This is a genomic window from Pseudomonas sp. CLCA07 (genome assembly GCF_053615335.1).
In genome coordinates this window covers 6,250,659-6,274,251 of the sequence record NZ_CM132131.1, presented here as the reverse complement: position 1 = coordinate 6,274,251, position 23,593 = coordinate 6,250,659, and the positions used below count along the sequence as shown (strand labels likewise).

General features: G+C 61.3%; 18 protein-coding genes. 7 read left to right on the top strand and 11 right to left on the bottom strand.

The annotated features are described in order from the left end of the window. Positions 1-7: 7 nt before the first annotated feature. Genes ACWGZX_RS28740 through ACWGZX_RS28725 form a run of 4 tightly spaced genes read right to left on the bottom strand, consistent with a single transcriptional unit; the run spans position 8 to position 3,351 of the window. A complete protein-coding gene (locus ACWGZX_RS28740; RefSeq protein ID WP_452626498.1) occupies positions 8-427 on the bottom strand; it encodes a MaoC family dehydratase in 420 nt (139 codons plus the stop codon). After that, the gene (locus ACWGZX_RS28735) at positions 399-1,532 is read right to left on the bottom strand and encodes an acyl-CoA dehydrogenase family protein (protein ID WP_452626497.1); all 1,134 of its coding nucleotides are present in this window, start codon (positions 1,530-1,532) and stop codon (positions 399-401) included. The genes ACWGZX_RS28740 and ACWGZX_RS28735 overlap by 29 nt, the downstream gene beginning before the upstream one ends. Before the next feature lie 8 nt (positions 1,533-1,540). Beyond that, positions 1,541-2,509, bottom strand: a complete 969-nt coding sequence (locus tag ACWGZX_RS28730) for a bifunctional MaoC family dehydratase N-terminal/OB-fold nucleic acid binding domain-containing protein (RefSeq protein ID WP_452626496.1) — start codon at positions 2,507-2,509, stop codon at positions 1,541-1,543. 56 nt (positions 2,510-2,565) lie between these two features. After that, positions 2,566-3,351 (bottom strand): SDR family oxidoreductase, encoded by a 786-nt coding sequence (locus tag ACWGZX_RS28725; RefSeq protein WP_452626495.1) that lies wholly within the window; start codon positions 3,349-3,351, stop codon positions 2,566-2,568. Between the two features lie 142 nt (positions 3,352-3,493). Here ACWGZX_RS28725 and ACWGZX_RS28720 point away from each other — a divergent pair, with 142 nt between their 5' ends. After that, positions 3,494-4,279 (top strand): enoyl-CoA hydratase, encoded by a 786-nt coding sequence (locus ACWGZX_RS28720; protein ID WP_452626494.1) that lies wholly within the window; start codon positions 3,494-3,496, stop codon positions 4,277-4,279. Between the two features lie 144 nt (positions 4,280-4,423). On the opposite strand, the gene ACWGZX_RS28715 is transcribed toward ACWGZX_RS28720, so the two are convergent. The 7 genes from ACWGZX_RS28715 to ACWGZX_RS28685 all read right to left on the bottom strand — a co-directional run bounded on the left by ACWGZX_RS28715 (position 4,424) and on the right by ACWGZX_RS28685 (position 12,753). Next, on the bottom strand, positions 4,424-5,206 hold the full coding sequence (locus tag ACWGZX_RS28715) for an SDR family oxidoreductase (protein WP_452626493.1): 783 nt from the start codon (positions 5,204-5,206) through the stop codon (positions 4,424-4,426). Beyond that, positions 5,203-6,900 (bottom strand): FAD-binding protein, encoded by a 1,698-nt coding sequence (locus ACWGZX_RS28710; protein WP_452626492.1) that lies wholly within the window; start codon positions 6,898-6,900, stop codon positions 5,203-5,205. Before ACWGZX_RS28710 ends, ACWGZX_RS28715 begins: the two co-directional genes overlap by 4 nt. A gap of 8 nt (positions 6,901-6,908) precedes the next feature. After that, positions 6,909-8,618, bottom strand: coding sequence for an FAD-binding protein (locus ACWGZX_RS28705; RefSeq protein WP_452626491.1), 1,710 nt, complete (start codon positions 8,616-8,618; stop codon positions 6,909-6,911). A gap of 271 nt (positions 8,619-8,889) precedes the next feature. Next, entirely contained in the window at positions 8,890-10,458 is a 1,569-nt protein-coding gene (locus ACWGZX_RS28700) for an amidase (RefSeq protein WP_452626490.1), read from the bottom strand. 153 nt (positions 10,459-10,611) lie between these two features. After that, positions 10,612-10,869 (bottom strand): hypothetical protein, encoded by a 258-nt coding sequence (locus ACWGZX_RS28695; RefSeq protein WP_452626489.1) that lies wholly within the window; start codon positions 10,867-10,869, stop codon positions 10,612-10,614. Positions 10,870-10,879: 10 nt separating this feature from the next. Further along, complete coding sequence (locus ACWGZX_RS28690; RefSeq protein ID WP_452626488.1) at positions 10,880-11,263, bottom strand: Tar ligand binding domain-containing protein; 384 nt, start codon at positions 11,261-11,263, stop codon at positions 10,880-10,882. A gap of 53 nt (positions 11,264-11,316) precedes the next feature. Next, entirely contained in the window at positions 11,317-12,753 is a 1,437-nt protein-coding gene (locus ACWGZX_RS28685) for a coniferyl aldehyde dehydrogenase (protein ID WP_452626487.1), read from the bottom strand. 196 nt (positions 12,754-12,949) lie between these two features. On the opposite strand from ACWGZX_RS28685, the gene ACWGZX_RS28680 reads away from it, so the two are divergent. The 6 genes from ACWGZX_RS28680 to ACWGZX_RS28655 all read left to right on the top strand — a co-directional run bounded on the left by ACWGZX_RS28680 (position 12,950) and on the right by ACWGZX_RS28655 (position 23,481). Further along, positions 12,950-13,933: a flavin reductase gene (locus ACWGZX_RS28680; protein WP_452626486.1), complete on the top strand. Its 984-nt coding sequence runs from the start codon at positions 12,950-12,952 to the stop codon at positions 13,931-13,933. Positions 13,934-13,950: 17 nt separating this feature from the next. Next, positions 13,951-15,258: a spinster family MFS transporter gene (locus ACWGZX_RS28675; RefSeq protein WP_452629082.1), complete on the top strand. Its 1,308-nt coding sequence runs from the start codon at positions 13,951-13,953 to the stop codon at positions 15,256-15,258. 143 nt (positions 15,259-15,401) lie between these two features. Further along, positions 15,402-16,004: a TetR/AcrR family transcriptional regulator gene (locus tag ACWGZX_RS28670; RefSeq protein WP_452626485.1), complete on the top strand. Its 603-nt coding sequence runs from the start codon at positions 15,402-15,404 to the stop codon at positions 16,002-16,004. A 183-nt stretch (positions 16,005-16,187) separates the two neighbouring features. Further along, positions 16,188-16,631, top strand: a complete 444-nt coding sequence (locus ACWGZX_RS28665; RefSeq protein WP_223521577.1) for a hypothetical protein — start codon at positions 16,188-16,190, stop codon at positions 16,629-16,631. A gap of 373 nt (positions 16,632-17,004) precedes the next feature. Beyond that, a complete protein-coding gene (gene gfa / locus ACWGZX_RS28660; protein ID WP_452626484.1) occupies positions 17,005-17,583 on the top strand; it encodes an S-(hydroxymethyl)glutathione synthase in 579 nt (192 codons plus the stop codon). Between the two features lie 282 nt (positions 17,584-17,865). Further along, the gene (locus ACWGZX_RS28655) at positions 17,866-23,481 is read left to right on the top strand and encodes a putative Ig domain-containing protein (protein ID WP_452626483.1); all 5,616 of its coding nucleotides are present in this window, start codon (positions 17,866-17,868) and stop codon (positions 23,479-23,481) included. Positions 23,482-23,593 lie beyond the last annotated feature (112 nt).

Below are 23,593 nucleotides of genomic sequence, written 5' to 3'. Positions count from 1 at the left end.
CCGGCTGTCAGGGCAGGACCAGCGTGACCGTGCCGGTCACGTGGTTGCCCATGGAATTTTTGCCGCTCAAGGTGATTTCCACCGAACGGGTGTCCGCATCAACACCGGTGACGCTGCCATTGAAGGTCATGCAGTCGCCGGGGTAGTTCGGCGCGCCGAGCTTGATTTTCAGCGCGGTGAATTGCGCCAACGGCCCGACCCACTGTTCGATGAACCGTTGCACCAGCCCGTTGGTGGTGAGGATGTTCATGAACACGTGGGGCGAACCCAGAGCACGGGCCGCCTCCACGTCGTGGTGACCGGGGAAGTAATCACGGGTGGCAATCGCGCCGCCGTTGATCAGGGTCACGGTGATCGGCACGGCGAGCTCCGGCAGTACTTCGCCGGGGCGCACGTCTTCAAAGCGCTTGGTGTTCTTCGAGGTCATATTTCCATCCCAGCTTGTCGTTATCGTTGAGCCAGTCGCCCAGGCGTTCCAGGCTTGCCGCCGAGCCACCCAGGGCAAGGCACAGGCCGCGGCTCCAGTAGAGAAAACGGTGGATCGGGTACGTCAGGTCGACGCCGATGCCGCCATGCACGTGCTGTGCGATATGGCCGATGCGATGCCCCGCTTCACAGGCCATCCACGCGGTGGCCAGGGCTTCGCTGGGCGCAGGCAGACCGGCATCGATGCGGTAGGCCAGTTGCCACAGCACGGTGCGCAAGGCTTCGACGGCGATATGGGTGTCGGCCATGCTCATCTGCACCGCCTGGAAGCTGCCGATGCTGCGCTCGAACTGCCGACGTTCGCTGACATAGGCCACCGTGCGGCGGATCTGCTCTTCGCTGACGCCCAGTTGCAAGGCCGCCAATGCCGCTGTACAGCGAAGCTCCAGCCAGGCGACGGCCTCTGCCGGTAACAACGCTGTGGCGCTCACGGTCAAACCCTGGATGTGCAGGTCGGCCACCGCTTCGCCGTGGGTCAACACCGCCGATACCCGTTGTATTTCGGGCGCCGAAAGGTCCAGCAGCAGCAAGCGCGGCTGGTTTTCGGCTTCTACCATCACCAACGCGGCCTGGGATTGATCGCCCAACGCCAGGGCCGCGACCCGGCCGTTAATCGACCAGCCCTCGGCACAACGACGGGCTTGCAACTCGATTCCGAGCGCACTGTTCAAGCCATCGACAGACAGACTCAGCAGCGCCTCGCCTGACGCCGCTTTGGCAACCCACCCCGCACTGTCGGCGGCGTCAAAACCGGCCAGGGTCGCAGCTGCCAATTGATGACGCCACAACGGCACTTGAGCCAGGGCCTTGCCCTGGGCTTGCAGCACCAACATCAGTTCGGTCATGCCCAGACCGCTGCCGCCATGCTCTTCGGGAATGGCCAGGGCATGCAGTCCGGTTTCGATACACAACGCCCACAACGGCGCCATCATTGGCTCGCCGCTGGTGTCCCACTGGCGCATGTAGTCATCATGGCAATGGTCGACAAACAGGCCGTCGGCCATCTGCGCAATGGCGCGCTGGTCTTCGCTCAATTCGAAATCCATAGTGGCTCCTATGCCTCTACCGGCCGAAACAAAGGCAGGGTCAACTGGTCATCGAAGGTCTGGAACTCGACCTGCAAACGCTGGCCGATCTGCAATTGCTCACGCTCGATACCGACCAATCCGGCGATCAGGCGCACGCCCTCCTCCAGTTCGATCAGGCCGATCGGGTTTGGATAATCGAATGGCGGCACTTCGGGGTAATGCATCACCACGAACGAATACAATTTGGCGTGGCCGCTGGCCTGCAGGGTGTCCCAGTCAAAGCTGTGGCACTGGATGCACACCGGGGCCGGTGGATGGCGCAGGGTTTGGCAGGCGGTGCAGCGCTGGATCAGCAACTGGCCCTTCTCGCAGCCTTCCCAGAAGAACCGGGTGTCGTCGCTGATGCCCGGAAGCGGACGCTTGGCCTTGGCCGGTGCCGGGTCAACCCTGGCCGGCGCCTGGGCATTGGCCGCGCGGAACTTGAATACGCGAAACAGCAACTCCCCCACTGGCTCGTCGCCGCCGGCCTTTTCAACGAAATGACTCATCACCAGGGTGACGAAGAAGCCGGTACCCAGGGCGGTGGTTTTCTCATCGCCAACCGAATCCAGACGCGTGGTGTAGTAGAGCTTTTCCCCCAGACGCACCGGACGGGTAAAGCTCAGCTCGGAGTTCACCGCCACGGTGGAGGCATAGCCATAAGCTTCCATTTCCTTGAGCACCTCGTAAGGGTTCTCGTCGGTGGAGCCAGGCGGATAGTTGTTGGCGTGCAGGCCTTCCATGGTCCACACCTGCAACATCGCAGGCGGAGCAATCAGACCTTCATGTTGGGTACCCAGGGCAAAAGCAGGATCGGTGTACAGCGGGTTGTCTACGCCCATGACTTCGCACCATTGGCGAATCATCGGGGCATTGACCTCGTCCCAGGCATACACGCGGCCGTACTGGCGCCCCACCAGGGCGCGCACATTGGATAGCAATTGTGGATCAGCCAAAGTCGTCTCCTTCACATTGAAGGCGGCCACCGAACCCGGTCGCCGCAATAGGTCGATCAGGTGGGCAGAACCTGCGCAGCACCGAGAAACGCCGGGCGTTCACCACCGCCATGCAGCAACAGGTTGCAACCGCTGACGTAACTGGCCAGCGGTGATGCGATGTAGAGGCATGCGTTGGCAATGTCTTCGGCTACCGCCATGCGTGCAGCCGGAATGCCGGCAGATACGGCGGCAATACCAGCCTCCGTGCCGTAGTGCAGATGCGCCTGCTCTGTCAGCACCAGCCCCGGGCTGACCGTGACCACCCGCACCTTGGGGCCCCACTCCACCGCCAGCGATTGCACCAACGCCAGCACCCCGGCCTTGGCCGCGCCGTAAGCGGCGGTGCCTGGCGAGGAACGCAGGGCACTGATGCTGCCGATAAAGACGATGCAACCGCCCTGGGCCTGTGCCTGCATCAGCCGGTTGGCGTGCTGGGCGACGTTGAGCGGCGCGATCAGATTCAGCCCGATGATGCTTTCATGAAATCTCGGCGAGGCCGTGGCCGCGTCGGCGGAAGGGCTGCCACCGGCGTTGTTGATCACCACATCGAGGCGACCGAAGTCGCGCTCGATGGTGGTGAACAGGCGTTGCAGGGAATCGTGGTCACGCACATCGGCGGCAATGAAGCTCGCACTCTTGCCACCCTGTGTCGGCACCTGTTCAGGTTCGCGCCGGGCACAGACGATCACCCGTGCGTTGGCGGCCAGGAACCCCCGTGCGATACCGGCGCCGATGCCCTTGGTGCCACCGGTGACCAGCACCACTTTGCCGCTGTAATCAAGACCCGAATGCAGCTCCATCATGTGCTCCTTTTTCTACTGACAAGGGTCACTCTAGGGATGAACTGCGGGCCAAACTACGTCTGAACGGACGATGAAAATTTCACCTCGTGAACAGGACACTGGCGGCCATTCACACCTTGTCAGGTCTTTGAGGATTCCCATGTCCGACTCATCCGCTGCACCGGTTCTGCTCGAACGCCCACTGCCGGGTGTCGCCCTTCTGCGGCTCAATCGTCCCCAGGCGACCAATGCCTTGAGCCTGGAATTGCAGGCGCTGTTGTCGCGTCATTTCAGTGAGCTGGCGATTGATCCGCAGGTCCGTTGCATCGTGCTGACGGGCGGTGACAAAGTGTTCGCGGCTGGTGGCGACATCAACAGCATGGCCGGGGTCGGCGCCATCGATATTTACAAGCGCCACACCGAGCGGGTCTGGGGGCCGATCCAGCACTGCCCGAAACCGGTAATCGCGGCGGTCTGCGGTTACGCTTATGGCGGTGGCTGCGAGCTGGCGATGCACGCCGACCTGATTGTCGCCGGGCGCAGCGCGCGTTTCTGCCAACCGGAAATCCGCATCGGCATCATGCCCGGCATCGGCGGCACACAACGGCTGGTGCGAGCCGTGGGCAAGGTCAAGGCGATGCGCATGGCGCTCACCGGGCAACCGATCAGCGCCGAGGAAGCCTGGGTCGCCGGGCTGGTAAGCGATCTGGTGGACGATGATAAGGTGCAGAACCACGCCCTGGAGCTGGCGCGTGTCATCGCGGCGATGCCATCCCTGGCAGCCGAACAGATCAAGGAAGTCATTCTGGCCGGCATGGACGCCCCGCTGGAAGCCGGACTGGCCCTGGAGCGCAAGGCCAATGCCCTGCTGTTTGCCTCACGGGACCAGAAGGAAGGCATGCAGGCGTTTATTGACAAACGCCCGGCGCAGTTTGAAGGGTATTGAGAGCATCATTTCCAAAAGCTATGGAGACCCTGTGGGAGCGGGCTTGCCCGCGAAGGGGCCATCAAATCCAACATCTCCATTGACTGACCCGCTGCCATCGCGGGCAAGCCCGCTCCCACAGTGATTTTGTGTGGGAGCAATTCTTCAGATACTCATCACCATCTGACCACTATCAATGCGCAACTCGACACCGTTGATCGCCCGAGCCTCGTCGCTAGCCAGGAACAGCACGCTGGCCGCCACGTCCTCGGGTCGGCACATGCGGTTCATCGGATCGCTGTCGATGGTCAGGCGGTTCGGGTCGACGCCCTCGGGGAAGCCGTCGCGGGTCATGTCGGTAAGCACGCCATCCGGGTGCAGGGTATTGCAACGGATGCGGTATTTGCGCCGCCGACAAAGCACCGCCACCGAACGCGACAACGCCGCCACCGCCCCCTTGGAGGCACTGTAAACCAGGTAATCGTCCCTCCCGGCCAGAGCCGCGATGGACGACAGGTTGATGATCGAACCACCGCTGTCCTTCATCAACGCGATGCCTTCGCGACAGCCCAAAAATACGCTGTCGGCATTCACCTGCATCACCTTGTGCCACTGCGCCAGAGTGGTTTCTTCAATCGAGCCGCAGATCAGGATGCCGGCGTTGTTGACCAGGATATCCAGACGACCGTGGCGCTCGCGCACATGGTCGATGACCTGGCGCCACTCATCTTCGCTGCCGACATCGTGGCGGATAAATTCTGCAGTCGGCCCGATTTCAGCCGCCAGGGCCTGACCTGCCTCGACGTCCAGGTCGCTGATCAGCACCAGGGCACCTTCGGCCGCCAGCAGCCGCACGCTGGCAGCGCCAATACCCTTGGCGCCGCCGGTGACCAGCGCGACTTTGCCGTGAACCCGGCCGTGCTTGTTGTGGTGATTGAGGGTCATCATGTCATCTCGTGTGCGTGGGTCGCATGGGGTTGCTGGCCGTGCGGGCGGGCGACGGCGGCGCCGGCACGACGACCGGAAAACACGCAATCGGCCAGAGACAGGCCGCTGATGTACAAGTGCGAAGGAATCCCCAGGGCACTGCGCCCGGCCGCGTACAGGCCACCGATGGCTTGCCCCTGCTGATCCAGCACCGCGCCGCTGCGTTCATCCACGCGCAAGCCGCCCAGGGTCAGGGCTCCCAGGGGGAACACCGGATTGGTCACGGAGATATCGCAGGCATAGAAAGGTCCCTGTTCAAGCACTTGGCGTCCGCCCTCGGACTTGCCGAACGGCTCCGGCGCCTCGCCACGGGCGGCGGCGTTGGCAGCCAGCACCGAGGCACGCAACACGGTGGGGTCCATGGACGTCGCACTGGCCAACTCGCTGAGACTTTTGCCCTTGCGCACCTTGAACATCATCAGCGCCAGGGCCGGAAAGCTCTGGAACCACCAATAGCCGCCAAACAGCGCTTCACGAATGGCCTTCTTGCGTAGCGGCGCATCCAGCACCAGCCACGCCTTGCCGCCCTGCTCTTCCATTAACGGTTGGCCCAGGGTGGCGCCGTAGACTTCTTCATTGCAGAAGCGCCGCCCCTCGCGATTGACCACGATGCCTTTGTGCCAACTGTACGGCGGGTTGATGAAGCGCCACGCCGACACCCGTTCAAGCCCGCAACCCTGGCCACCGACACTAGTGCCCAGGCGCAAGCCGCTGCCATCACAGCCAGTGGCACCGACCTTGAAGTTGCGGCGGAACTTCGGCGCGTGCTGTTCGATCAACTGGCGATTGAAGATGAAGCCGCCGGTACTCAGAATCACCCCGTTGCGCGCCTGCACCCGCCGTGGCCGGGCGAAATCACGTTCGAGTTGGCAAACCTTCTGGCGCAGTTTCTTGCAATAGCCGGCGGCGAAGTTCTGCAAGCGTTCGGCGCGGGCGGCCAGTCGCGCATGCAGTTGAGCCTCTTTACTGCCTTCGGGCAGGCACCACAACTCGACACCCAGCACCCGCCCCTGAGGATCAATCACCAGTCTGCGCGCCGTCGCCTGCAACAGCGGTCGGGCCCCGGCTTTCAAGCACGCAGCCTTGAGGTGGGCATAGAGCACTGCACCGCACTGGCCCTTGCCCACGGTGCGATGTCCCCGTGGCGCGGGGGACAAGGGACCGCCGTGGGTGGGCACCAACTCGTTACCTGAGTAATAGAGGAAGTAGCCGTCGGGCGGGTACGAGGTCTTACCCCCCGGTGGCATCTGGTGGGCGTAGGGCGCGCCGTGGCTTTCCAGCCACTGCAGGTTGCTCACGCTGTCAGCACAGAAGCGCCACAGGGTTTCGTCGCTGACTACACCCCGGGTTTCGTGCTTGAGGTAATCGAACATGGCTTCGGGGCTGTCGTTGAAGCCTGCCGCCTGCTGATGGCGAGTGCCGCCACCGGCGTATACCACCCCGCCGCTCTTGGCGCTGGCACCGCCGCCGGTGAAGCGATCGGCAATCAGCACATCGGCCCCGTGAGCGCGAGCTTCAAGAGCGGCGCAGGCACCGGCCGCGCCCCAGCCGACGACCAGCACATCGCACTGTTCGTCCCAGGACACGCTGTCGCTATCGGCCACTTGCAAGGGCGCCAGCACTTCGGTGCTGGGGATGTTATCGGACATTGACATTGCGCCTCCTAACGCTGGCTGGCCAAGTGGTTGGCGGCGACATAGCCGAAGGTCATCGCCGGCCCCAGAGTGCCACCCGCTCCCGGATAGCTGGTGCCCATCACCGACGCCGAGCAGTTGCCGATGGCGTACAAGCCCGCGATGGTTGTGCCGTCATCGCGCACCACCTGTGCGTGCTCGTTGGTCAACAGGCCGCCCTTGGTGCCGATGTCCCCGGCATCCAGGCGCATGGCGTAATACGGGCCTTTGCGCAGCGGCGCCAGGCAGGGGTTGGGCTTGATGTTGGAGTCGCCGTAATAGCGGTCGAAGACGTTGCCACCACGGGCAAAATCGAGGTCCACACCGCTTTGGGCATAGTCGTTGACCTTGCTGACGGTGGCTTCCAGGCCGGCACTGTCGACGCCGATCTGCCGGGCCAGCCCGGCCAGGGTGTCGGCCTTCCAGTACAGGTTGTTGAGCCACTCCTTGCGCAGGCGGCTGTCGGGCATGATCTGGCCGGGCATCAACGGGCCCATGGCGTAGTTGAAGCGGAAATGCGCGTCGAAGATCACCCAGGCTGGCACCGATTTCCCGCCGGTTTTCTGGTTGTCCTGATGCATGGCATCGACGAACTCCAGGTATGGTGCAGCCTCGTTGACAAACCGTTGCCCCTCACCGTTGACCACGATGGCACCAGGGAACGCACGCTCGGCAAAGATCCCCCGGGGCTTGTCTTCTCCCGGCACGGCAATGGTCGGCGCCCACCAGGCCCAATCCATCAACGCGGTGGCCGCGCCCTGAGCCATGCCGGCTTCCAACGCCGCGCCGGTGTTGTTGCCAGGCGGTGTCGCGCTCCAAGACTTGCGGGTTGGCTTGGGCAGGTACTGGTCGCGCAGGAGTTGGTTTTGTTCGAAGCCACCAGAGGCCAGGATCACCCCCAGGCGCGCATGCAGTTGCAACTCGGCACCGTCACGCAGCACGGTTACACCGCTGATCCGTCCGTTGTCGGTGATCAGGCCGGAAAAATCGGTGTTGAGCCAAAGCGGCACGTTGCGGTCCATCAGCGAGCGTCGCAGGGAGGCCACCAACGAACTGCCCAGGGATGCGCGGCGATCCATCTTGCTTTTGCGTCGCCATTTGAAGTCCAGCTTATAGCGCAGCATCAGTTTCATGATCAGCAAGCGCCAGCCGAAACTGCGAGCCATGGCCTTGTGCGCATCGCGCGCAGTCCAGGCGATGCGCCCCATCAGCAGGGTTGAAGGCGACGGTTTGCGCAGGTTCGCCAGTTCCTCACCCAACAGGCTGGTGTCGAAGAGCTCCGGATCCAGGGTCCGTCCACCGGCCAGAGCCCCCGGCAGATGCGGATAATAATCAGGGTATTTGGCCGCTACCGCGTAGCGCACCCGGCTGATACGGGTGAGCTGTTCGATCATCTTCGGCGCATTGTCCAGGTAGGCACGCAGGCGCGTTTCATCGACATGCTCGCCCGCCGCCGCTTGCAGGTAGGTCAGGGCCGTAGCGTAGCTGTCGTTGCCGTTCATGCGAGCGAAGTAGTGGTTATTCGGGATCCAGATACCGCCGCCGGAGATCGCCGACGTGCCGCCGTACTGGTCGCTTTTCTCCACCACCAGCACGCGCAAACCCTGGTCGGCGAGGAACACCGCCGAAGTCATCGCACCTGCGCCCGAACCGACGACGATTACGTCATAGTGGGTCTGAGACTGAACTTGAGCCGTCATTGTTGTTATGCCATTAGCTGAGGTCAGAAAGAAACCGCCGACCACGCAGGGTGCGCTGGCGGAGTGCAGCCCATGATCAGGGCTGCGGGGGGATGGGCTCATCGTCAAAGTGGACTAGGGGCCGGTAACCACCCTCGCTCCTGTAGGAGGCTTGCCCGCGAACGGGACGACACGGTGTATCTGCCGGACCGCGTCATCGTTCTTCGCCGGCAAGCCTAGCTCCTACAGGGACATGATCATCCCCAAGTGCATGGGAACGATCATCGGGCGGTTACAGCGTGGCGCGTCGGGTGGCCCACGGATGGGCTTGTTCCAGCTGGCTGGACAGGCGCAGCAGCACGTCTTCTCCTCCCAGGCGAGCGGTAAACATCATGCCCACCGGCAGGCCGTCGTCGCTCTGGCCCAGCGGCAGAGAGATAGCCGGTTGGCCGCTGACGTTGGCCAGTACCGTGAAGCCGGCGCTGCCCATGGCATTGTGGGCGTAGCTGTCCCAGGGCTGGTCCAGGGACAACAGGCCGAGTTTTGGGGTCAGGCTGCCGGTGACCGGCGACAGGATCACGTCGTAGCGGTCGAAGTGCTGCTCCATGGTCGCGCCGATACTCTCGAACGATTGGCGGGCGCGGTATAGGTCCTCGCCACTGATGCCCTTCGAACGCTCCAGGTTGACCATGGTGATCTTCTCCAGGTCCTGCGCCGTGGCAACCCGTCCGAGTACCTGCTCACGGTCGTGGATCAGGGTTCGCACCGCGGTACCTATCACCATGCCATGGGCACCGAACAACTGGCGCGGATCGACGTTGAGCGTCAACTCGTCGATCTCGTGTCCCAGAGCCAGCAGTTGCTTGATGGTCTGCTCCAGGGTGGCGGCAATCGCCGGCTCAAGCGGCGCACCGGTCAGCGACTGACGCACCACGGCCACACGTAGCTTGCCCGGCTCGCGCTGTAATTCCTCTACATACGGTCGCACCAGTGGTGGGCACCAATATGCACTGCCCGTTTCATGGCCCTGCCCGACATCAAGGAACAGCGCGGTATCGCGTACCGTGCGCGAGACTACGTTGGCCACACTGGCGCCAAACCATCCTTCGAAATGTAGCGGTCCGCTGGGGGTGCGATAGCGGCTGGGCTTGAGTCCGACCAAGCCGCAGTACGAAGCCGGAATGCGGATCGAACCGCCGCCATCGGTGGCGTGGGCCACGGGTACGATCCCCGCCGCTACCGCCGCCGCCGCGCCTCCGGAGGAACCGCCCGCACTCATGGCCAGGTTCCATGGGTTATGGGTCTGGCCCCAGGCCAGGGATTCGGTGGTGGTGGTCAAGCCGAACTCGGGACACGTGGTCTTGCCGAATGGCACTGCACCGGCCTGCTCATAGCGGGAGATCAGGGTACTGGTGCGAGTTGCGGGTGGTGAGTCCTTTAACATCCGGCAACCGTTACTGGTGACGGTGCCCTGCAGGGGAGTGTTGAGGTCCTTGAGCAGCAGCGGCACGCCGGCCAGGGCGCCCTGGTTCTGAGTGCCCGCCGCGCGGCGCTGGGCCAGCAAGGTGCGAGCGTAGGTTTCATGCAGCATGTTCACCGCATTGACCCTGGGGTTGACTTCGTTGTAGCGGGCCAGCGTCGCCGCGATCAGGTCCTCGGCACTCAGTTCGCCGCTGCGGATCGCCTGGCTCATCGCCCAGGCGTCCATGGCCTGGTAGTCGCTGGCCGAAAGTCCCGCCGCGCGGGCGTCGGCAAAGCGCCCCAGGAGCCCGACGCCGAAAGCCACGGCACCGGCTTTGAGCACGCTGCGGCGCGGCCAGCCAGTGGTGGAGTTGAGTGGTGCGTTTTCGTGGTTATCCATGGTGATGATCGCGCCCTGATTGATGATTATTCTGAAAATTTGCACAGCCCTGCAGGAGCCAGGCTTGCCGGCGAAGAACGATAACGCGGTGCGACAGATACAACGCGGCGTTCCATTCGCCGGCAAGCCTGGCTCCTACGGGGATCGCGGTGTTCACGCGACATGAAAGCGCGCCGACAATTGATCCAGCGCCCGCGCCAGTTGTTCCAGATCCGCGGCGGCCACCGCACTGCGACCGGCATTGGCCGACAGCGCACCGGTACCGGTGGAGATACTCTCGACCCGGGTGACCATTTCCCGTGTCACTCGTACCTGTTCGGTGATGACTGCGGCTATGGTGTCCACGCTGCGGATCACATCATCGGTGCCACTGCGAATCTGCGCCACCGAATCGCCGGCCTCATGGGCCAAATTGACACCGTCACGTACCCGGTCGACCACACGCCCCCTGTTCTTCACCGCTCAAGTTGCGTTGGCGATAGCTCGACCAGGCCTGGTCAAGCGCCCGGTCGTTGCTCTCGATGGCGTTCAAGGTGACTTCCACCGGACGGTCGAACGCTGCCACCAGCGGGCCTTCCGGGTCGTGCTGAATCGCCAGCAAGACCTGGCGCCGACTTTCATCGAGCCGGTGTCCTATGTCGCCGAAGATCAACAATGTCGCCAGGTTGTCCTCATTGATGGCCCGTAGACTGTTGCGCGCCTGTTGCAAGCCATAGGCGCCGAACAGCACCGCCAGGACGAACAATAACGTCGCCAGCAGCGCCCAGAGCCACAGGCGCTGGGCGATAGTAATTGCCTTGAACATAAACATCGCCTACCTCATGCAACGGATGGGGAACGCAAGGCCCCACACCGATATCAGTCGCAAGTGACACCGGCCAGCATGGCCGCCAGGTAGTGCTCGCCATAGGGCGGCAACAGGCCCCATTCGCGGCGCGGGTCGAGGTCCGATGCCTTGAACACCGTGCGCAAGTGACTGAATTCGAGAAACCCTTCGCGACCATGGTAATGGCCCATGCCCGAGGCGCCGACACCGCCGAATGGTGCATCGTGCATGGCTGCGTGCATCATCACGTCGTTGATGGTGACCCCGCCGGACAGGGTGTGCTCCAGCACGTGACGTTGCTCCCGAGCATCCTCGCCGAAGTAATACAGCGCCAGTGGACGTGGCCTGCCGTTGATTTCAGCGATGACCTGATCGAGGTCGTCATAGCTCAGCACGACAATCGCCGGGCCAAAGATTTCCTCGTGCATGATCAGGCTGTCCGGGGCCGGATCAATCACCACCCGCAGTGGACGACGACGGTCCCGGACATTTACGGCCAGTGGTTCGGGCAGGCACTCGATGCGCGCACCGCGCAGCTGCGCATCCTCGATCAGGCCTTCGACTCGGTCCAGGTGACGCTGGTTGACCACCGCCACCACATCCGGGTTGCCGGCCACTGTCGGATTGAGGTCGCAATAAGCACTGCGCAGCGCCTGGAGGAACGGTTCGAGCGAGGTCTTGGGCACGTACACCAGATCCGGGTTGATACAAATCTGTCCGCCATTGCAGGCCTTGCCCGCCGCAATACTGAACGCGGCCTTGTTCAGCTCGGCGCTGCGCGAGACGATCACCGGCGACTTGCCACCCAGTTCCAGGGTGACCGGTACCAGGTTTTTCGCAGCGTTGCCCATTACCCGCCGGCCAATCGCCGTGCTGCCGGTGAACACCAGGTGGTCGAAGGGCTCGCTACTAAAGGCCTCGCCCAGCTCCGGCCCACCGTTGACCACCGCAACAACCAACGAGTCGAGGTGTTTGGCGCACAGATCTGCCACCAGTTGCGCGGTGCGTGGCACCACCTCCGAAGGCTTCAGGATAGCCCGATTGCCGGCTGCCAGAGCCGATGCCAACGGGCTGAACAAGGTGTACAACGGCGCGTTCCAGGTGCCGAGGATGCCCACCGTACCCTTGGGCTGGTACATGACCCAGGCCGTGGCGCCGAGTTGGTCATAAGGGCTGAACATCTGGCGCGGCTCGTCCTGCATCCATGCCTGCAGATGATCGCGGGCATATTTAAGCGAGGCCAGTGCGCCCAGCACGTCATTCATCAATGAGAAACCGGCAGGTCGCCCGCCGAAGTCCTGGTCGATCGCCGCGGTCAATGCTGCATGGTTGTGGACTAACAGATCGATCACTTGCTGGAGTCGCTGGCGGCGGGTATCGGCGCTGACACTCCCGGCACTGGCAAAGGCGCTCTTCTGTCGCGCCAGCAGGCTGGAAAGGTCTTCGACGCAAGACGTGGCTGAACTCATTGTTATCCCCTTGCAGGTTGGCTCAATGGCCGTTAAGCGCCCCATGCGCCAGGCGCCACCCTAGCCTTGCCAACACCTGCGCCGCCTCGTCCAATCGGACGAGGCCCTGCATTAGTGTTAGTCCGTTGAGACGATGTTCAGCACCTGCAAACGCCTAATACTGGCCATACGAAAACTCCACTCCATGAGGCCAGTCATGGCAATGCAAAACATCAGCTTCGATCCCCAGGCATTTCGTGCCGCGCTCGGCACGTTCACCACTGGGGTCACGATCATCACCACCCAGACCGAAGACGGCTCGCCGGTGGGCATCACCGCCAACAGTTTCAACTCGGTGTCGCTCAACCCGCCGCTGGTGCTCTGGAGTCTGTCCAAGCAAGCACGCAGTCTGCCGATCTTCAGCAGCGGCAAGCATTGGAACGTGCATGTGCTGTCCACGGAGCAAGAGACTCTGTCGGGACGTTTCGCCACTCAGGGCGAGGACAAGTTCGCCGAGATCGAACTGGACAATGGCATCAGCGAGGCACCGCTACTGCAAGATTGCACGGCACGTTTCCAGTGCCGCACGGCATTCCAGTACGAAGGCGGCGACCATGTGATCTTTGTCGGTGAGGTACTCGCCTTCGATCACAGCGACCGCGCGCCACTGGCGTTCCAGAGTGGCCAATACGCTCTGGCCACGCGCAAGCCACGTAGCGAACTGCGACTGGCTACCACCCCGCCACCACCGGAGTGCAGCTACACCGAGGACTTGCTCGGTTACCTGCTCGGGCGTGGGCACTATCAAGTCCTGAACGTCCTGCGGCAGCTACTGAGCAGTCAGCAGCTGGACGAACAGACGTTTTTTGTTCTTTCGATTTTGTGTATTCGCGACAACCTGACCCTTGAGGAAATCAACACCTTTGTTAACTACACTGGCCGCGAAGTCTCGCTGGCCAGCATGCGTTTCCTCGAACGTCAGCGCTTGGTCGCGTTCGAGAGCTCGGCAGACTCATTACGGTTTGTCCTCACGGCCCAGGGCCGCGAGGTTTCACTGCATCAATTGGCGCTGGCCAAGGCCGTGGAAGAAGATCTCTCGGTCAAACTCGGCGCGGCCGACGCGCAGGCTTTGAAGGTCTTGCTCAAGCGCCTGATCGTCGTGAGTGACCCCGGCCTGCCTGATCTGTGGGCGCCGCGGTGACTGCCCGCGCAGGTTTGTTGTCACCGGCCAGGGTCGGCTGGGGCAGCCACGGCTTGCTATTGCTGCTGGCCATGGTGTTTGCCGACAACTTCGTCGGGCGACAAATACTGGCGGTCATGGTCGAACCGATCAAATCCGAATTCGCGGTCAGCGACACCGCCATCGGGTTGATCTCGGGATTGGCGTTCGCGGCGGTCTACGCACTCATGGGGCTGCCAGCGGGTCGGCTGGTGGACCGCATGCCGCGTATACGCCTGCTGGCAATGTCTTGTCTTCTCTGGGCTGTGGCGACAATGGCTTGCGGATTGGCCGGCAGTTTCCTTGCGCTGGCCATTGCGCGCATGCTGGTTGCAGTCAGCGAGTCGCCGACGACTTCGGCCTCGCTGTCGTTGATCGCTGACCTGTATCCACCACAACGACGCTCATTCGCTATCAGTTGTTTTACCGCAGCACCGACGTTTTCCTCGATCATTGGGTTAAGCATCGGCGCCTGGGTGGTGGAGCACTATGGCTGGCGCAGTGCGTTCGTTGCCCTTGGAGTGCCGGCGCTGGTGTTCAGCGCCATCCTGGCCTTTGTCGTGCGCGACCCTCAGCGTGGCCGTTGGGACCTTACGCCACACCCCCAAACGCAGCCTGCGCTGCTGGGCATGGGCGCTGAAGCACGCAAGCTCTGGGCGTTGCCGGCCTATCGTTGCCTGATCCTCGCAGGAGGACTGACCACGCTCAGCTCCTATGCCATTGGCATGTGGAACACGAGCTTCCTGGTGCGCTCCCACGGCCTGTCATTGCAACACGCCGGATTGCTGGCGGGGGTGATCTGCGGTACTTCGGCCGGGATCGGTGGTTTGTTCAGTGGCTGGTTGAGTGACCGCCTGTGCCGTCGCAATCCACACTGGCAAGTTTCGATACCGATATTCGGCCACTTGACGGCCATCTGCGCGCTGATCCCCTATCTGCTCTGGTCCGACTCCCTGTTGGTGCGCTTGGGCGATGTGCCGATTCCAACCGCCATGCTCTGGTGCGCGCTTTATTCCTTCTTTGCCGTCTGGTGGGTCGCCCCGTCCTACAACCTCGTCACCCAACTGGTGCCACCCGGTCGACGCGGTACCGCCATGGCTCTGCAAACCATCGTCAGCACGTTGCTCGGGGTGGGCATCGGGCCACTGATAACCGGCTTGTTCAGCGATATGTTGCTTCCTCAGTTTGGCCACGAGTCACTGCGGTATGCGCTGCTGCTGGTGAACCTGCCGGTAATTTGCGCAGTGCTATTGCTGATGCGCACCGCGAGCCATGCGTCCAGAACGGGCTATCGCCACCGGGGATAAGCTAAGCCCAGTTCTATGGTGAAAATAATTTCAATTCTGAGATTTGCGGCACGCGCGCGTCCTGTTTCGTGCAGATGAATAAGCCTGCATCAATCTACGACGCGTATTCGCCACGCTTTCATTTTTCTAGTAGACGGATCGACATGCAAACTACCATCGCATCAGCCAATCCAATACACAGCGCTCGCGATCGAATTCTTGACGCTGCGTTGGAACTCTTTGCCACTCGTGGCTTTCAGGCAGTCGGCTTGCGAGATCTGGCGAGCTACCTGGGATTGCATGCCGGATCGCTATACCATCACATCGATAACAAACAAGCCTTGTTGTTCGAACTCATAGAGTCCGGCTTATTGGATTTATTGCAGGAAACGAAGCGTCGAATGAAAAATGCACGAAGCCCTTGCGAGCGACTAAATTTATTTATTCAAGTCTTCGTCAAATTCAATTTTAATGAAAAACATAAACTGGCTCTGATCACCAGTGAATTTACGAATCTTAATGAAGAACAACAGACTCGGATTATTCAGCTGAAAGACAGATACTCAGCACTTTTAAGCACTGTTATCGTTTATGAGCGCGACGAGAAAGAAACGTTTAATGGCGACATCTGCCCACTCACAAATACAGCCGTCATAATTCTATTTGGGCAGTCTCAGTGGTACAGCTCTGAAACAACCGAATTACAACTCACAGCAACACTCACAAATATTTTTGCGCGCATGATTGGCAACTACAGTAGCAACTAAAGATGGATTTATCTTAGCAGCGCATATCGCGAAATCACTCATCAAACGGCCGTCGGCGCTTTGCACGACGTAGCACGAATGCGCTTTTACACACCATCCATCAGTTCGATCCCGCACACGGAACAAGCCACTAAACTCCACAAGGGGGATGAAATCAACGCACCTCAAATCAGGAGATCTGTAATGAACAGAACATCTTGGCTGGCGTTGGTAGTAGTGGCAGGGGCGATTTCAGGTTGTGCGAGCAGAACTGAAATTGTTGATGTCCCCTTACAGGCTACCCCGCAAAACGCTGAGCATATCGCTCGAGCCAACCTTAGTCCGGTGGGCAATCAAACCAGCATCTGGCTCACCATCGGTGGTGTCCCCCCCGACTTGGCCGTACCTAGCCGCCTTGACACCGCTATCTATGCTGGCTCGTGCCAGCATTTGGGCGCACAACCGGCGTACAAGACCCATCAGGCCAACAGTGTCGATTATCCATCGCTAGCGTCGCGAACCCAATACTGGGCTCAGGCACCGGTGGCGCTGAACGAACTGACCAAGGGTGAATATGCCTTGCTCGTTCGCACCAGCCCGGCAGACGGCAGCCGTCCAATTTTCTGTGGCAACATCAGCGCTGGCTAGGGGCGCATCGAGCAAGCTGTTCGGTACCGTGGCCTGTGCAACTTCCGACAGGCTGCGGTGACGCGTCCATCAGTGCGGCCTCCAACTCTCCCGTACAGTAAAAATTGAAGCTTCAGTACCCGCCGAGGTCGCAGGGCAATACTTCTGGCAGCGTTCGGCCGAGGCTGTGTAAAAACGTTTTAGAGGGGGCTTGACGGTCCGAATCGGAACGAAAATCGAGTTCCTGCGCAAACTCCAGGTCGCCAGCAGAACCGCCCCCTCAGGGAGGGGGATTTGTGCATTCGAAAAACAAGGCAAGGTCATCCGCCGAGAGAAACGCTTCGAACGACGAGCTATCCTTTATCTGGGGACAAACTGCAAAGGAGACGCCAGCATGACCACCTTGAAACTTCACCCTGCACTGGACAATGGTATCCAACCCGCCGCCACGAATTTCACAGGTGGCACCCTGCAATGCCTGTGTGCGACCGACAAGGTCGAGGTCAGGATTGACGCACAAACGCTGCATAACCACGCGTGCGGCTGCAGTAAATGCTGGAAACCGCAAGGCGCGACATTCGCCGTCATCGCCGTGGTACCTCGGGACAAGGTCAGCGTCACTGCCCACGGCGAAAAACTGGCGATAGTCGACGAAACCGCCACCATTCAGCGCCACGCCTGCAAGCAGTGCCACACCCATCTCTTCGGGCGCATCGAGAACAAGGGCCATGCGTTTTATGGCCTGGACTTCGTCCACACCGAGCTCTCTCCCCAAAGCGGATGGGCTGCGCCGGGTTTCGCGGCGTTCGTGTCCTCCATCATCGAAACCGGCACACCGCCAGCGCAAATGAAGGCGATCCGTGAGCGCCTGCGCTCGATTGGCCTGGAGCCCTATGACTGCCTGTCCCCGGATTTGATGGACGCATTGGCGACTCATGTCGCCAAACAGAAAGGCCTGCTCCCCGCCGCCTGATTGATCGGCCATCGCGGCGACCCTGTCGGTGGCATGAGCTTTTTCGTTTTCCAGTAAGGCAATGCGGGCCTGCTCGGCCAGGGCACGATCCTGGCCGATGCTGCGATAGTGGCACTTTAAGCAAGCGTCAACAGAACGTTACTTATTTGAAACACCTCACAACCGCTGATCAGTTAGTTCGGTTTTCTGTCAAAACTTTTGCGCTCCGCTGGGTCATAACACGGTGGCCGCCGATGGAATATTGGCGCTTACCGAGGTTTTAACCTGATACGGAGTAAGTTTATGATTTTCAACGTACAGAATTTTGGCGCCATAGGAGATGGCATCACAGACGACACGGCAGCGATACAAAGTGCTATTGATGCAGCGGCTGCCGCAGGCGGCGGGCAGGTGTATATGCCGACCGGAACTTATATCGTTTCGGGAGGCGAGGAACCCTCCGACGGCTGCCTGATGCTCAAGAGCAACGTCTACCTGTACGGCGACGGCATGGGCGAAACCACCGTCAAGGTGGCTGACGGCTCCGACACCAAAATCACGGGTGTCATCCGCTCGGCCTATGGCGAGGAAACCCACGACTTTGGCGTCAGCAACCTCACCATCGACGGTAACCGCGACAACACCACCGGCAAGATCGACGGTTGGTTCAACGGCTACATTCCCGGCGTAGAAGGCTACGACTCCAACGTCACCCTCGACAGCGTCGAGATCAAGGATTGCTCCGGGTACGGTTTCGACCCCCACGAGCAGACCGTCAATATGGTCATCAAGAACAGCGTGTCCCACGGCAATGGCCTGGACGGATTCGTTGCCGACTTCCTCAGCGACAGCACCTTCGAAAACAACGTCGCCTACGACAATGACCGCCACGGTTTCAACGTCGTCACCAGTACCCACGACTTCACCCTCACCAACAACGTTGCCTACAACAATGGCGGCACTGGCATCGTGGTGCAGCGCGGCAGCGAGAACATCCCCTCCCCCAGCAATATCACCATCACCGGTGGCGAGGTGTACGGCAACGGCGCCGAAGGGGTGCTGATCAAACTGTCCAGCGAGGTGACCGTCAGCGGCGTCGATATCCACGACAACACCAGCGCCGGGATCCGCATTTACGGCAGCAATCATGTCGAGATCATCGACAACACGCTCAACAACAATTCCCTGGGCAGCCCCGTACCGGAAATCATCATCCAGTCCTACGACGACACCCTGGGCGTGTCCGCCAAGTACTTCAACGGCAGCGACAACACGATCCAGGGCAACATCATCAGCGGCAGCGACCTGTCGACCTACGGTGTTGCAGAGCGCAATGAAGACGGCACCGATCGCAACGCCATCATCGGCAACACCATCAGCCACACCAGCAATGGCGCCACGCTGGTCTATGGCGACGGCAGCTACGTCAGCGCCACGGTGCCGATGACCACGGTGCAAGGCACGGCTGGCAACGACACCCTGCTGGGCAGCGCCGCCAGCGAGATTTTCTATGGCGCAGCGGGCAACGACATTATCAATGGCGGAGCCGGTGGCGACATTCTGGTGGGCGGTGCAGGCATCGACAAACTCACCGGCGGTACCGGCGCGGATACGTTCCGTTTCGTCGCTCAGTCCGACAGTTACCGCAACGCAACCGCAAGCTTCGATGACACTATTACCGACTTCGATGTCACCCAGGACAAGATCGACCTCGCCGGCCTCGGCTTCAACGGTCTGGGCAATGGCCGTGGCGGCACCTTGCAGGTCAGCTACAACGCCAGCAACAACCGCACCTACATCAAGGACTACGATGCCGACGCCAGCGGCAATCGCTTCGAGTTGATTCTCTCGGGCAACCTGGCCAGCACCCTGACCGCCAGCCACTTCATTTTCAATCGGGTGGTCACCGGCACCAGCGGCAGCGACTCGCTGTCGGGTAGTGATTCGGCCGACACCTTGCTCGGCCTGGCGGGCAACGACAGCCTCAGTGGTGGCGCGGGCGACGACAAGCTCGACGGCGGCGCCGGCATGGATACTCTCACTGGTGGCGCCGGGGCGGATACTTTCGTGTTCTCCAACCGCCTGGACAGTTATCGCAACTACAACACCGGCGGCGCCAACCTTGGCGACTTGATCACCGACTTCGATATCACCGCCGACAAGATTGACCTCTCAGCCATGGGTTTCACCGGTCTGGGGGACGGCAAAAACAACACCGTGTACCTGGTGCTCAATGCTGCTGGCACCAAGACTTACATCAAGACCCTGACCGCCGACGCTAATGGCAACCGGTTCGAGGTGGCACTGGACGGCAACTACGTCGACAAGCTGACCAGCGCCAACTTCGTCTTCGCCACGTCATCACCGACCAACCAGGCACCGGTGGTGGCAACCGCGTTGCTGGATCAGAACGCCACCGAAAACACCCCGTTCAGTTATGTGGTGCCGGCCACCAGTTTTACCGATCCGGATAACGATAGCCTCAGCTACACCGCAAAACTGGCTGATGGCAGCGCCCTGCCCGTTTGGCTGACCTTCGACGCCGCCACCCGCACCTTCAGCGGCACGCCAACCGACACGGCGTCGGGCACTTACTCCATACAGGTCACTGCGTCCGATGGCAGCAATGCAACCGTCAGCGACAGCTTTACCTTGGCCGTACAGGATGTACCCGGCGCCCCCACTGTGATCAATGGCACGCCGAACAACGACACGCTGACTGGCACCGCTGCCAACGAACAACTGTTCGGTGGCAGCGGTAACGACACCCTTAATGGTGGCGCCGGCAACGACATTCTGGTCGGCGGCACTGGCGTGGACAAACTCACCGGCGGCGCGGGTGCCGACGTATTCCGCTACACCTCAAAGCTCGACAGCTACCGCACCGGTTCCACCAGTGCCAGTGACCAGATCCTCGATTTCGACGTGGCCGCCGACAAAATCGATGTCTCGGCGCTCGGCTACACGGCCCTGGGCAATGGCCTGAACGGCACGTTGCAAGTGACCTACAGCGCTTCGACCAACCGCACCTACCTCAAGGACCTCACCGTCGACGCCAACGGTAACCGCTTCGAAGTGTCGCTGGCGGGCAACCTGCTGAACAGCCTGACAGCCAGTCATTTTGTCTTCGCCGACCAGAACACCCCCAGCAATATAGCGCCAGTGGTGACCATCCCCCTCCTCGACCAGAACGCCACCGAAAGCACGCCGTTCAACTACACCGTGGCCCACGACAGCTTCACCGACGCCAACCAGGATGTGCTGACCTACACCGCGACCCTCGCCAACAGCAGCGCCCTGCCCGCCTGGCTGAGTTTCAACGCCACCAGCCTGACATTCACGGGCACGCCGATCAGCACGGCGTCTGGCAATTACAACGTACTGGTCAAGGCCACCGATCCTTCAGGTGCGTCGGTCAGCGACAGCTTCGCCCTGGCGGTGGCCGATGCGCCCGACAACACCATCACTGGCACCAACAATGCTGAAAGTCTCAACGGCACGGCGGGCGCCGACCTGATCCTCGGCCTCGGTGGCAACGACACCATCAAGGCCGGCACCGGCGCGGACATCGTCGACGGCGGCGCCGGACGCGATTCGCTGTACGGCGGCGACGGTGCCGACACCTTCCGCTACACCAACGCACTCGACAGCTACCGCGACTACGACACCGGCGGCGTCACGGCCACCGACACGATTTATGACTTCACCGTGGGCGTGGACAAGATCAATGTTTCCGGTCTTGGCGTTCTCGGCCTTGGCGATGGCAGCAATGGCACGTTGTACACGACCCTTAATGCGGCCGGCGACAAGACCTATATCAAATCCGCCGAGGCCGACGCCGATGGCAATCGCTTCGAAATCGCCCTAAACGGCAACTACCTCAACACCCTGACTGCCAGTGATTTCGTGTTCGGCGAGCGCGCCCAGCAAGACATCCTCTACCTGCCCACACTCGGCCAATCCAATGCGCGCCTGCTGCGCATGACGGAGGACGACGATCAGTCCGGCACCTCGATGCTGGTCAACGACCTGGACCGCTACACCCCCTATGACGTGCGCAGCCAGTTCACCGACGCCGATGGCAACGGCATTGACATCGCAGTGGGTGGAAGCACAGTCAACGGCCTGTCGACCCTGAGCGCCGAGGAACTCAAGTTGTGCTGGTGGCTGACCGACACCAACCAACCCGGGCCTGCGCTGTTGCGTGCCGTGGCGTTGCTGCAGGACCAGCTCACCGAACTCCAAACCATCGATAACGTCACCATGGGCATCATTTGGGGCCAGGGCGAGGAAGCCGCCCAGGAGATCGGCCGCGCCACGGACAAACCGGCGGCCGCAGCGGCGTACAAGGCCGCGACCCTGAAGGTGTTTGATTACCTGCATGCCCAGTTCGGCAACTTCAGTGTGTACATGATGGAAACCGGTCACTACGAGCAGGACGCGGCGCGTGCCCGTGGTTATTCAGAAGAGAAGATTGCCTCCATCGTCGAGGGGGTCGGCTATGTCCGCGCCGCCCAGGAAGCCATCGCCACCGAGCGCGCCGACGTTAAGCTGGCAGTGGACTACACTGACCTGCCCTTGCGCTATGAAGTCGATCCGCTGGTGTATCCCGATGACGTCTGGCACCTGCACGAGGAATCGGCAGAAATCGTCGGCCAGCGCCTGGCCGACTATATCGCCGGTGACCTTGGCTTCCAGGGTGACCCCAACGACAACAACAGCGTGCAGGACATTTTCGACAATGCTCAGAACCAGGGCGGGATGATTTCCGGTACCGATCAAGCGGATACTTTGGTGGGCAGCTCGGGCAACGACACACTGGATGGCGACTTGGGCGCCGACACCATGACCGGGGGTGATGGCAACGACATTTACGTGGTCGATAACGCGTTCGACAGCGTGGTAGAAACCAACACCTCGACCTCGCAGATCGATACGGTGCAGGCCTCGGTCAGTTGGACGTTGGGCGCCAATCTCGAAAACCTGGTGCTCACCGGCGTGTCGGAGATCGACGGCACCGGCAATGAGCGGCGCAACTTCATCACCGGCAATGCCGCCGACAACGTGCTCGATGGTGCCGCAGGGGACGACAGCATGAGCGGTGGCGATGGCAACGACACTTACTATGTCGACAACGCCGACGACAGCGTGATCGAGACCAACAGCAATGGGGTGCCGGGAGGGATCGACAGCGTGCACAGCAGCCTGGCGGCCTATACCCTCGGCAGCAACGTCGAGAATCTGTATATCGATAGTGCTGGCGCTGCCAATGGCACGGGGAATGCGCTGGACAACACGCTGTTCGCCAGTGCCGGCAACAACGTGCTGGACGGGCGCGATGGCAATGACACAGTGTCCTATGAGCGTGCCTCGGCGGGGGTTACCGTAAACCTATCGACGTCCGCACAACAAAACACCGTGAGTTCCGGGCTCGACACCCTGAAATTTGTCGAAAACGTGACGGGAAGCGCTTACGCCGACAATCTGTCGGGCAACAGCTTAGGGAACATTCTGAACGGTGGTGCGGGCAACGATACGCTGGTGGGTGGTTCGGGCGATGATCGGCTGATCGGCGGTGCAGGCACTGACAGCCTTACCGGTGGCACTGGCGCGGACACTTACGCGTTTGCTGCCCTGTCGGACATGGGCATCGGGGCATTGCGTGATGTGATCAGCGGCTTCAAGACCACCGAGGGTGATCATCTGGACCTTACCGGCCTGGATGCCAACCCCCTGACGGCCACCGTCGACGCCTTCACGTTCATCGGCAGCAACGCCTTCGACCCCACCAACGCCACCGGCCAACTGCGCTTTGCCGATGGCATCCTCGCAGGCAGTGTCAACGCCGACGCCACCCCTGAGTTCGAGTTCGAACTGGTGGGCGTCCAGGAACTGCACGCCAGCGACTTTGCAGCCTGAGTTGCACATTGCTCGCGAAGGCGGCGGTACATTCAGCAAGCAGGCTGACTGATCTACCGCTTTCGCGAGCAAGCTCGCTCCTACAGGGGATGGGCAAACTGGCGCGACCGCA